Source organism: Syntrophaceticus schinkii, from assembly GCF_000946815.1.
Taxonomy (GTDB): Bacteria; Bacillota; DSM-12270; order Thermacetogeniales; family Thermacetogeniaceae; genus Syntrophaceticus; species Syntrophaceticus schinkii.
Window position 1 is genome coordinate 1 of the sequence record NZ_CDRZ01000296.1, and the last position, 12107, is coordinate 12107.

The window sequence follows — 12107 nt, forward strand, 5'->3', positions numbered from 1 at the left end:
ATAGTAGGTGGCAAACGTCAGGAAGCATCGAAAGACACGAAATTCATGGTAGCTACTACCTTAAGCAAAAATGAAGCACCCCCGGAGCTAATCCGGGAAATTGATTCATCGGAGGTGGGAAATAGAAAACACGGGATATCATGAACTTAAAGGGAACTGGAACATGGGGCATTGCTTTATTCATCAGGAAGTCGCTTTTCAAGTCATTTTGTGGTTTATGTTTTTGGCGGTCAATCTTTTCTGGCTTTTCCTGTACAGAAACAGGCGCAGCTATGCTAACAGTGGTTTTAGCGCCAGAGAGATAGCGGAGAAGATGCGTAATGCCTTGGAGTATATCAGGGACAGGAGCCTAGCACTGTTATCTTTTTGACACATGCTAGTATGAAGGCGACTATTCGATGATATAGAGTGCCCCATGGAAAATAAATAATCAAAAAATCGTTTCCTGAAGACAAAGATTTCAGGAGATATAAGTTTTTTACGCTTTCTCCAAGTACTATAAATGGAAATTCCGGAACAGTTAAAATGTAGACATGTTAAATAATGGGAGCGCGGGTTCTGACATATTGTGGATATCTTTACAGGGGTGTATCAATTTGATAAAAACAAAGATCAATGACATCTGGGACGATGTATTGGAATTACTAAGAAAAGAACTTGATGAACAGAGTTTTTCTACATGGGTTAACACAGCAAAACCTCTTGCCTATCACGATGGTACACTGGTTATCCTTACCCTAAACGAATTTTCCCGTGACTGGTTAGAAACCCGCTTCAGCGCTCTGATCAGGTCTTACTTAGAATACAAATACAATAAAAATTTCACACTGCGTTTTATCACACCGAACAGCAATGATAATCTCTTTTTTCCCAAAGAAAACGAAGCGCAGCCGGCACTTAATCCTAAGTATACTTTTGACTCTTTTGTGGTTGGCACCAACAACAGACTGGCACATGCCGCCGCTTTAGCAGTCGCTGATGCTCCTAGTGATGCCTATAACCCGCTTTTTATTTATGGTGGTGTCGGCCTGGGCAAAACACACCTGCTGCATGCCATCGGACACCATGTTCTGCAAACTAATAATGACTATAAGGTTGTCTATGTTTCATCGGAAACCTTCACAAATGAACTGATCAACTCAATCAAAGATGACCAGACGGTCGAGTTCCGCAACAAATACCGCCGTGTAGATGTTCTTCTGATCGATGATATTCAGTTTCTGGCGGGAAAAGAACGAACTCAGGAAGAGTTTTTTCATACTTTTAATGCACTTCATGAATCAGACAAACAGATCATTATCTCCAGTGACCGCACACCGAAAGAGATCCCTACACTGGAGGATCGGCTGCGATCAAGGTTTGAATGGGGTCTGATCGCTGATATTCAAAAACCTGATTTAGAAACAAGAGAAGCTATATTAAGAAAAAAAGCACAGATGGAGAATATGGAATTGCCTGATGAGGTAATTCTTTTTATCGCTTCTAATATTAAATCAAACATTCGTGAGCTAGAAGGTGCTCTCCTCAGGGTAGTCGCCTACGGCAACCTGAATCAACAGGAAATCAATATGGAACTGGCAAAAGAGGCATTAAAAGAAATATTATCGGGAAATCAAACAAAGAATATTACGATACCAAACATCCAGAAGGTTGTAGCGCGTTTTTATAATTTAAAGGTTGAGGATTTTAAATCCCGCAGGAGAACAAGAAATGTAGCCTTTCCCCGCCAGATCGCCATGTATCTGTCACGAGAACTCACTGAGGCCTCTCTGCCCAGTATCGGACAGGAATTCGGCGGGCGGGATCACACAACAGTAATTCATGCCTGTGATAAAATTAAACATTGTATAGATGATGATGCAGAAACAGAAGATGCGGTAATGAAGATCACCGAGATCTTAAAGTCTTCATCATAGTTATTCACAGATGATTCCCCAGTCCCTCCACTCCTTATCAACAAAACTATTAAAAGATTAAAGCCTTTGAAAGAGAGGGACTATACCACTAATACACAAATTACCGCTGCTTATTACTACTCCTCCTACTATTATATAAAATAATAATAAGAATTATTTGCACTTTGAGGGGGTTTTATTTTGAAAATAATCTGTACCAAAAATGATTTGAGTCCTGCTTTAATTTCTGTCTGCCGCATTATTCCTTCCAGGACTAACCTGCCGATCTTAAATGGCTGTCTGCTTACTGCTAGAGATCAAACACTTACTCTGCAGTGTACAGACCTGGAGTTAACCCTTGAAATCAGCATTCCTGCTCAGGTAGAGGAAGAGGGCAAGACTGTTGTTTTAGCCAAGTATTTTTCTGATCTGGTACGGCGACTCTCCGGTGAAAAGATTTCACTGTCCTGGTCTGAGGAAAGCAAACTGCTGGAGGTAAGCTGTGGTTCTGCTTTAAGCCAGCTGCATACCTGGATGGCCGCTGATTTTCCTGCGCTTCCTGAAAGACCCATAGAAAACAAAATCAACTGCCAGGGTGCTAGATGGAAAAAACATACCAATAAAGTGCTGACTGCTGCAGCCCAGCGGGATGTGCGCATCAATTATGCAGGGGTATATGTAAGCTTTGAGGATGAACAGATACAAATGGCTGCTACAGATGCGTACAGACTTGCCTTTACAAAAATTCCAAACAGCAGTGGTATTAAAGGAATTGACTTATTTATTCCGGAGAGGGCTCTGGTTGAGGTCAACCGACTTGCTGCAGATGGAGATGACTTAGAAATTTCCTGGGATCAGGGAACTATATATATAGCAGCACAGGATTTTAAGTTAACCTCAAGGTTGATCAACTCGCAGTTTCCTAATTATGAAAAGGTTATTCCAGCAGAATCGGAGCTGGAGATCGAGGTTCCCAGAGATATACTGTTAACTACTTTGGAAAGGGCCTCCCTTTTTGTGTCAGCAGATGAACACTATGCTGTTGCCGGCCTGAAAGTGGATCAAGACCAACTGACTGTCACAGCACAGGCGGCAGAAGTGGGAACACTGGAGGAGATAATTACTTTAGAGAAACCGGCATCAAAAAAGTGTGAGGCCAGATTTAATGCTAAATATCTTTTAGAACCACTGCAGGTTATGGAAAAAGATAAAGTTATTCTTCGCCTTAACGGATCAAGCGGACCAGCCGTTTACATCGAGGAAGAGGAAGAAGAATATTACCTGCACCTGGTCAGCCCGGTCTGTACGGTGGGTTAGGCGGGTATCTATAGTTTATGCTGAAATATTTGTATTTGCAGAATTTCAGAAATTACCGGCACCTCGAATTTAAACCTGATGCTGGGTTTCTGATACTTACAGGTGCCAATGGCACTGGAAAGAGCAATCTTTTAGAAAGTATTTATTATTTAGGTACAGGTTATTCTTTCCGCCAGGGGCGGGATAATAACCTTATGCGATTTGGATCAGGTTATTTTTTGATCAGAGGAATTGTCAATCGCAAGGGAATAGACTACAAAATAGAGGTTATCTACAGAGAGGATCTAGGGCGCAAAACAACCAAAATCAATGAGAAAAGTGCCAGTCCCGGCAGTTGTGCCAACTATCTTCCTGTGGTGATCTTCTCTCCACAGGATCTGATGCTGGTCAAAGGGGGACCAGCAGGCAGAAGGCGGTTTATCGACCTGGTGGTCGGGCAGTTAAAGCCGCAGCATAATAATGATCTTCACTATTATAATAGTGTTTTACTTCAGCGCAATAAACAACTGCGGGGAGCGAACACTTCCGATCAGCAGCTGCTTCCATGGGATCAGCAGTTGGCATCTATAGGAGGTCGCATCTGGAAAAGGCGTGTCTCTGTTCTTGATCAACTCCTTGCTTACAGTTCAAAAATTTTTACATCTTTGAGCAGGGGAAGAATACTGGAAGGGGAATATAGATCAAAGATCAGCAATCTGGAAACAGGGGATGAAATAGGAAGATACCAGGAGCTCTTTATGGAATCCCTTAAAAAAGCACGGCCATTCGATAAAAAGATGAAAGCCACTACTGTGGGACCCCACCGCGATGATTTTTGTCTCTCTTTGAATAAACGTGAGGCCCGTCTTTTTGCCTCACAAGGAGAACAAAGATTAATTTCTTTAGCTTTAAAGATCGGCCATTATCACCTGCTTGCTGATCAACCGCATCTTGAACCCCTCCTGCTGTTGGATGATGTTTTTTCGGAGCTCGATGAAAAACACAGAATTTTTGTGTTGGAAAGCATGAGACAGGACAGTCAGGTGATCGCAACAACCACAACAACCTTTAAAGAGGGTTCTGTGGAAAAAAAGAAATTAACCGATGATATCGTAATGGTGTACCAGAAAACCTTTTAAAGGGAGGGAGTTTTTGTGTACTTGCACATCGGTAATGAAATGATGGTTTCTCTGGATGAACTGGTGATGATTATAGACATGGAGTCAAGCAACTACAGGGAGGCTACTAAAGAGTATTTATGTTATGCCGCCTGGGATAAGCGTGTTGTTTATGTAAGTGACAATACTAATAATAGAAGTATTATCATCACAAAAGAGAAGATATTTTATTCCCCTATTTCTGTAGATACACTTGTTAAAAGGGCACAGATGTAGTTAGCAATATTTTTAATTTTTACCTGATTATACAATTATGTTATAATTATAGCTGGCACAGCTTTAATAAGGAGGAGGCTGTAAGATGCACCAAGACAGTAATCATTTAAAAAACAATAACAATAATAATAATTATAATGCAAGCCAGATCGAAGTTCTGGAAGGAATGGAGGCTGTGCGGCGCCGTCCCGGTATGTATATAGGCACTACGGGACAAAGGGGGCTTCACCAACTTGTTTTTGAATTGATCGATAACAGTGTTGATGAAGCTTTAGCGGGTTACTGTGATCTAATTAAAGTTATTTTAAATAGAGATGGAAGTGTAACTGTCAGTGATAACGGTCGCGGGATTCCCGTTGATATTCATCCCGCGACCGGCCGCCCCGCAGTGGAGGCCGCACTGACCCTTTTGCACGCCGGAGGAAAGTTCGGCGGACATGGCTATGAAATCTCCGGGGGACTGCATGGGGTGGGACTTGCTGTGGTTAATGCACTTGCCAGTTGGCTGCAAATTGAGATCAAAAGAGATGGCAAACGCTACAGTCAGCGTTATGAGCGTGGTCAGGTAAAATCCCCTTTAAAAATTACAGGCACCACAGAAGAAACCGGAACAACGGTAACTTTTGTTCCGGACAGCCAGATCTTTACTGAAATGGGGTTCAATAAAGAGTACTTATCTGCTCGCATCCGTGATCTATCTTATCTGAATAAGGGGCTCCGCTTTGTGTTTATCGATGAGGCCCATGGAGAGGAAAAGGAGTTTTACCATGAGGGTGGGATCGCTGACTTTGTCAGCGCCCTGAACAAAAATAAAGAGGTTTTACACAGGGAACCCCTGTATTTTGAGGAAATAAAGGATGGTGTTGTGGTAGAGGCAGCTATCCAATACCACTCTGCCTATGTGGAGAATATTTATTCTTATGCCAACAACATCCATACACAGGATGGCGGTACCCATGAGACAGGATTCAAAACCGCACTTACTCGCGTGATCAACGATTATGCCAGGCGTTTTGGCTTGATCAAGGAAAACGAAGAGAATCTGACTGGAGAAGACGCCCGGGAGGGGCTCACTGCAGTGCTCAGTGTTAAACTGAAAGACCCCCAGTTTGAGGGACAGACAAAGACAAAGTTGGGCAACAGTGAGGTGCGCGGTATTGTCGACTCTGTGGTCAGTGAACATGTGTCCTCCTTTTTTGAGGAAAACCCCACACCTGCTAAACTGATCGCTGAAAAGGCATTACAGGCATCCCGCGCCCGGGAAGCCGCAAGAAAAGCCAGGGAGTTGACCAGAAGGAAGTCAGCACTGGATCACTTGAGTTTACCCGGGAAACTGGCAGACTGTGTTTCCAAAAAACCTGAGGAATGCGAAATCTATATCGTTGAGGGTGACTCCGCCGGGGGTTCTGCCAAACAGGGTCGTGACCGACGCTATCAGGCCATTCTCCCCTTGAGGGGCAAGATCATCAATGCCGAAAAGGCGAGGCTTGATAAACTGTTAGCCAATGAAGAGATCAAAAACATCATTACTGCCATAGGCACAGGGATCCTGGATGACTTTGATCTGGAGAAGGCGCGCTACCACAGGATTGTGATCATGAGTGATGCTGATGTTGACGGTTCCCACATCAGAACACTGTTGTTGACATTTCTCTACCGCTACATGAAGCCCCTCATTGAAGCGGGTTATGTATATATTGCGCAGCCTCCCCTTTATAAAGTGCAAAAAGGGAAAAAGGCTGAATATGTTTATGATGACCGCGGATTGGAAGAACTGCTCAAGACCTGGAAGTCCAACAATGTAAGCATCCAGCGGTACAAGGGTCTGGGGGAAATGAACGCGGACCAGCTCTGGGATACCACCATGGATCCGGAAAAGAGAACGATGCTCCAGGTGACACTTGATGATGCCTTTATGGCTGATGAGATTTTCACCATCCTCATGGGAGAGAAGGTAGAGCCCAGGAGAGAATTTATTCAAAGTCATGCCAAAGAGGTCCGGAATTTAGATATTTAGTTTATAATAGATAAGAATTTATGCACAAGGAGGAGATATGATTGCCGACCGAAGGTTCGGTTCTCCCAATAGATATCAATGAAGAGGTTAAAAAATCGTACATGGATTATGCGATGAGTGTGATCATCGGGCGTGCTCTCCCTGATGTGCGGGACGGGCTCAAGCCTGTACAGAGGCGCATTCTTTATTCTATGTATGATACAGGGATGACACATGATAAACCCCATAAAAAGAGTGCTGTGGTTGTGGGTAATGTATTGGCTCGCTACCACCCGCATGGAGATTCCGCTGTTTATGATGCCCTGGTGAGGATGGCCCAGGACTTTTCCTGCCGCTATCCTCTTGTTGACGGGCACGGCAACTTCGGCTCCATCGATGGGGATGCAGCAGCGGCGATGCGCTATACAGAGGTTCGCTTGGCCCCTATCTCTTTGCAATTACTGGCAGATATCGAACAGGATACTGTGGATTTTATCCCCAACTATGATGAATCCCAAAAGGAACCCTCTGTCTTGCCCAGCAGGTTTCCCAATCTGCTGGTCAATGGGTCCGCAGGGATCGCGGTGGGGATGGCCACCAATATCCCACCACATAATCTGAGTGAAGTGATCAGTGGATTGGTTTATCTGATCGATCACCCGGAGGCAGCTATTGAGGATCTGATGAAACATATCCCAGGACCCGACTTTCCATCAGGGGGCTTTATTCTCGGCAGGGACGGAATCAAGAATGCCTATACAACTGGTCGCGGCTCTGTGATCATGAGAGGGAGGGCGGAGATAGAGAATGGCCAGGGCAATCGCAGCAGGATTGCCATCACCGAACTTCCCTATCAGGTGAACAAGGCCCGCCTCATCGAAAAGATTGCAGAACTGGTGCGGGAGAAGAGGATCGAAGGGGTAAGCGATCTGCGGGATGAATCTGACCGTGAGGGGATGCGGATCGTAATAGAGTTAAGAAGGGATGCCAATCCCAATGTGGTGCTGAACAGGCTGTATAAGCACACCAGGCTGCAGGATACCTTCGGGGTGATCATGATCGCCCTGGTGGATGGACAGCCGCGGCTCCTCAATCTGAAGGAGGTACTGGATCACTACCTGCAGCACCAGATTACAGTGGTGCGGCGCAGGACACAGTATCAGCTGCGGCGTGCTATGGAGCGGCTGCATATTGTTGATGGGTTGGTCACCGCTCTCGATCACATCGATGAGGTGATCAAATTGATCAGGTCCTCACAGACCGAGGCAGAGGCCCGCCAGGGGTTGATGGAAAACTTTGATCTGAGTGAGAAGCAGGCCCAGGCGATTCTGGATATGCGACTGCGGCGCCTGACCGGGTTGGAGAGGGATAAACTTTTAGATGAGAAAAAGGAACTGGAAGATAGAATCAGATATTTGCAAGAACTATTATCCAAAGAGGAACTGCTGCGGGGTGTTGTGCGGAAAGAGCTGCTGGCAGTCAAGAAAAAATTCGGCGATTACCGTAAAACTGTGATCACAAACCGGGAAGCCGAGGTCAGTGAAGAGGATATTATTCCGGAGGAGGATGTTGTGGTCACCCTGACCAGGCGCGGCTACATCAAGAGAATTCCGGTGGCCACTTACCGCGGCCAGCACCGCGGGGGAAGGGGCATCACCGCCCTGACCACCAAGGATGAGGACCTCGTGGAGCACTTTTTTGTGGCCTCCACCCACAGTTTTATACTTTTCTTTACCAGCCGCGGCAAGGTCTACCGCGTCAAGATCTATGAGATCCCGGAGGGTTCACGGCAGGCCAAAGGAACAGCCCTGGTCAATCTGATTCCCCTTGATGGTGATGAACTGGTGACCGCGGTGATTCCCTTGAGGGAGTTCAGCAGTGACAAGTATCTGTTCATGGCTACCAGGCAGGGGATTGTGAAAAAGGGTGTTTTAAGTGATTATGATTCTGTGCGAAAGGATGGGATCATAGCTTTGGGTCTGCGTCCCAATGATGAATTGATCGGTGTACGGCTTACTGAGGGAAAATGCGATATCACACTGGTTACCAGGGATGGGAAGGCTATTTGTTTCAATGAAGAGGATGTAAGGCCGATGGGCAGGACCGCAACAGGTGTGATCGGGATCCGCTTGGATGGCGATGACCAGGTGGTAGGGATGGAGCGCTTCATAGATGGGCAGTTGCTTGTGGTTACAGAAAAGGGCTACGGCAAGCGCACTGATATAAAAGAATACCGGCTCCAGAAGCGGGGCGGAAAGGGGATTATTACCCTTAGGGTCAGCGACCGCAATGGCTATCTGGTGGGGGTCAGGGTTGTTAATGACAATGATGAGATTCTCTTGATCAGCAGTGATGACATCATTATTCGCATCCCGGTCAAGGAAATCGCTCTACAGGGGCGCAATACCCAGGGTGTGCGGTTGATGCGTTTCGATGAAGGGGATCGGGTTGTCGCTGTTGCTAAGGTCCCACCCACCAGCATCGATGATGTGGAGAAAGTTGATTAGTGTATTGCTACTTTTTGATAGTTAAAGTAGAATAATTATGAAATGTTTTGCTGGAAAGGATGTGGTCATGCTGAGTAATAATCGAACCAGTGGTACAACCAGGGAACTGTTGGAAAAGTTTAAGGGTGGCGTAATCATGGATGTGACGACACCTGAGCAGGCAAGGATCGCTGAGGAAGCGGGGGCCTGTGCGGTAATGGCCCTGGAGCGCGTTCCTGCCGATATCCGCGCAGCAGGGGGTGTTGCACGGATGGCCGACCCGGATATTATTTCCAGGATCATGGATACAGTGACAATACCGGTGATGGCCAAGGTGCGGATCGGCCACTTTGTGGAGGCTCAGATCCTGGAGTCTCTCGGTGTTGATTTTATCGATGAGAGTGAAGTTCTCACCCCGGCTGATGAGGCGTATCACATTGATAAGCTAAAGTTTAAGGTACCTTTTGTCTGTGGTGCCAGGGATCTCGGCGAGGCCCTGCGCAGGATCGGAGAAGGGGCAGCCATGATCCGAACGAAAGGGGAGGCAGGGACAGGGAATATTGTTGAGGCGGTCCGCCACATGAGAACAGTTCAGGATGGGATCAGGTGGGTTAAAGGTCTCCCTCAGGAAGAGTTGATGGTTGCCGCCAAGAAGTTGGGAGCACCCTATGAATTGCTCAAAGAGGTTGCTTTATCAGGCAAACTGCCGGTGGTCAACTTCGCTGCGGGTGGGGTGGCGACCCCGGCTGATGCGGCATTGATGATGCAGCTTGGGGCTGATGGGGTGTTTGTGGGCTCAGGGATCTTTAAGTCCGCTGACCCTGCTCCCAGGGCGAAAGCCATTGTAGCTGCTGTAAAACATTATAATGATCCCCAGGTGTTGGTTGATGTTTCCCGGGGGCTGGGTGAGGCCATGCAGGGCTTGGAGATCGCCGGCATGGCACCGGAAGAACGTCTTGCTGGAAGAGGCGGAGACTAAACAGGGCACTAGTAAAAGTTAGAAGTTTGACAAAAAACACAGCATTTCGACACTTGTTCACATTTTTTGCTTTGATAGGAGATTATTGAAGCTTTGACAAGGGGTTGTTCAGTGTCCTAATATAGGGTTAGTGAATATAGTCACAATCAGGATGATGAATACGGAAGAATAAGAGTGTTTGACTCTTATACCGAAGAAGCAAGTTGATGTCTCTTACCCAGGATATCAGCGAAACTTTCAGGTTGGAGGACCGTATTCGGACTAACCCTGGAAAGTCTCTTGGAGATGCCGAAGGCATGAAATATCTTCTGATGCTCGGATGATAGCTGTCTATCCAAGAAAGTCTCTTAGAGATGCCGAAGGGGCAAGCCTTTAAATAGGTGAAACTCTCAGGTTTGGTACAGGGCATGGGGAGAAATTATCTCCCTATGCCCTGTTTTTTTATATCGTATTTGGCAAGAGTATAGTCGAAAGCCGGAAAAAATCGAAAAAGGATGTGAGTTTGTGGGAGTTTATGACCTTGTGATCATCGGTGGGGGGCCTGGCGGGTTTAGCAGCAGGAGTATATGGAGCCAGGGCGCGCCTGAAGACAGTGATCTTAGAAAAGGGAAGCACAGGTGGGCAGGCCGCAACAACCGAAGAGCTAGAGAATTATCCGGGTTTTCCCGGGGGAACAACAGGCAGGGGTTTGACGAAAGCTATGGAGGACCACGCCAGGAGTTTTGGAACAGAGATAAAAAAAGAGAATGTAATTGATTCAGATCTGGGTGGGGAAACCAAAGTAATTAAAACCAAGAGTGGAAATGAATACCGGGCACGAGCAGTGGTGCTGGCCAGTGGAGCACACCCCAGATCCTTGAAGATCAAGGGTGAAAAAGAGTTAACAGGCAAGGGTGTCTCTTACTGTGCCACCTGTGATGCGGACTTTTTTGAGGAACTGGAAGTTGTTGTTGTGGGCAATGGGGATGCAGCTGTTGAAGAGGCTATTTATCTCACCAAATTTGCTGATCAAGTAACCATTATCGTTATTCATGACCAGGGGATTCTGGACTGCAATAAACAGAGCGCAGAAAGGGCGTTTGCCAACCCTAAAATTCACTGGGTCTGGTCATCTGTACTGGAAGAGATTAAGGGTGACGGCATTGTGGAGAGTGTGGTCATCAAAAATATCAAAACAGGTCAGCTGACTGAGATGGAAACCAATGGTGTATTCTTTTTCGTGGGAACAGTACCAAACACTGACTTCCTGCAGGGTAAGGTTGATCTGGACGAAAAGGGATATATTATGACCAATGAGAGAATGGAAACCTCAGTTTCCGGTGTTTATGCGGCAGGTGACGCCCGGGTAAAATACCTGAGGCAGGTAGTAACAGCTGCAGCAGATGGTGCGGTTGCCGCTGTGGCTGCTGAAAGGTATCTGGCAGAAGAGGAGTTCTTTAAGAAACAGGTTTCAGATTTTGATGGTGCTGTGATGGCTGTTTTTTGGGCGCCTCAGGATGAGGAGAGCATTGCTGCTGTAGCTCTTTTGGAAAAGACAGCACAAGAGTTGGGAGATCGGGTAAAATTAGTGAAGATCGATGCCTCCAGAAGTGAAGTCGCTGTTCAGCGTTATCAGGTGACGACGATTCCTGCTGTTCTGTTTTTTGTGAAGGGTGAAGTGGCTGCTAGAATTTCCGGGCAGTTCACAGCTATCGAGATCAAAGAACAGATTGCAGATTTATTATAGATAAAACGAAAAGGAGGTCACACCGTTGCTAGCTGTTGATAAGAAAAATTTCGAAGAAGAAGTGCTCCAATTCAAGGGAGTTGCTGTGGTGGATTTTTGGAGACAGAAGTGTGAGCCATGTAAAGCCTTGATGCCTGAAGTAGAAGAACTGGCTGCCAAATATGAAGCAAGGCCAAGTTCTGCAAGCTGGACACCGGTGGGAACAGGAGGTTGGCCAATCGAGGCCAAAAGGTGATGGGGACTTCCCACCGATTCGCTTTTTATAAGGAATGGGGAAAAGGTTTGCTTGAGTTCAAGTTAAAGAATTTTCCATGGAAGAAGTGGAAAAGAAGCTT

Annotated in this window: 9 protein-coding genes and 1 riboswitch; all 9 genes read left to right on the forward strand. The window is 46.3% G+C overall.

Annotation, left to right across the window (positions count from 1 at the left end):
* The first annotated feature begins 596 nt into the window (after positions 1-596).
* On the forward strand, positions 597-1916 hold the full coding sequence (gene dnaA / locus SSCH_RS15480) for a chromosomal replication initiator protein DnaA (RefSeq protein WP_232294534.1): 1320 nt from the start codon (positions 597-599) through the stop codon (positions 1914-1916).
* 180 nt (positions 1917-2096) lie between these two features.
* A complete protein-coding gene (dnaN, locus tag SSCH_RS15485; protein WP_044666271.1) occupies positions 2097-3212 on the forward strand; it encodes a DNA polymerase III subunit beta in 1116 nt (371 codons plus the stop codon).
* Between the two features lie 17 nt (positions 3213-3229).
* Positions 3230-4330: a DNA replication/repair protein RecF gene (gene recF, locus SSCH_RS15490; RefSeq protein ID WP_044666272.1), complete on the forward strand. Its 1101-nt coding sequence runs from the start codon at positions 3230-3232 to the stop codon at positions 4328-4330.
* Between the two features lie 15 nt (positions 4331-4345).
* Positions 4346-4585 carry an extracellular matrix regulator RemB gene (remB, locus tag SSCH_RS15495; RefSeq protein ID WP_044666273.1) on the forward strand — a complete coding sequence of 80 codons (240 nt, stop codon included), beginning with the start codon at positions 4346-4348 and terminating at the stop codon, positions 4583-4585.
* Between the two features lie 85 nt (positions 4586-4670).
* Positions 4671-6602 carry a DNA topoisomerase (ATP-hydrolyzing) subunit B gene (gyrB, locus tag SSCH_RS15500; protein WP_044666274.1) on the forward strand — a complete coding sequence of 644 codons (1932 nt, stop codon included), beginning with the start codon at positions 4671-4673 and terminating at the stop codon, positions 6600-6602.
* Positions 6603-6643: 41 nt separating this feature from the next.
* Entirely contained in the window at positions 6644-9088 is a 2445-nt protein-coding gene (gyrA, locus tag SSCH_RS15505) for a DNA gyrase subunit A (RefSeq protein ID WP_044666275.1), read from the forward strand.
* A gap of 67 nt (positions 9089-9155) precedes the next feature.
* Complete coding sequence (pdxS, locus tag SSCH_RS15510) at positions 9156-10046, forward strand: pyridoxal 5'-phosphate synthase lyase subunit PdxS (RefSeq protein ID WP_044666277.1); 891 nt, start codon at positions 9156-9158, stop codon at positions 10044-10046.
* 151 nt (positions 10047-10197) lie between these two features.
* Positions 10198-10309: riboswitch (glycine riboswitch) on the forward strand.
* Positions 10310-10578: 269 nt separating this feature from the next.
* On the forward strand, positions 10579-11772 hold the full coding sequence (trxB, locus tag SSCH_RS15515; RefSeq protein WP_232294535.1) for a thioredoxin-disulfide reductase: 1194 nt from the start codon (positions 10579-10581) through the stop codon (positions 11770-11772).
* Positions 11773-11797: 25 nt separating this feature from the next.
* Positions 11798-12007, forward strand: coding sequence for a thioredoxin family protein (locus SSCH_RS15520; protein WP_198142551.1), 210 nt, complete (start codon positions 11798-11800; stop codon positions 12005-12007).
* The last annotated feature ends 100 nt before the right edge of the window (positions 12008-12107 follow it).

Bases quoted from the DNA above. Each gene is read 5' to 3' on its own strand.
- recF (WP_044666272.1), top strand. From the start codon at position 3,230: ATGCTGAAATATTTGTATTTGCAGAATTTCAGAAATTACCGGCACCTC.
- gyrB (WP_044666274.1), top strand. From the start codon at position 4,671: ATGCACCAAGACAGTAATCATTTAAAAAACAATAACAATAATAATAAT.
- pdxS (WP_044666277.1), top strand. From the start codon at position 9,156: ATGCTGAGTAATAATCGAACCAGTGGTACAACCAGGGAACTGTTGGAA.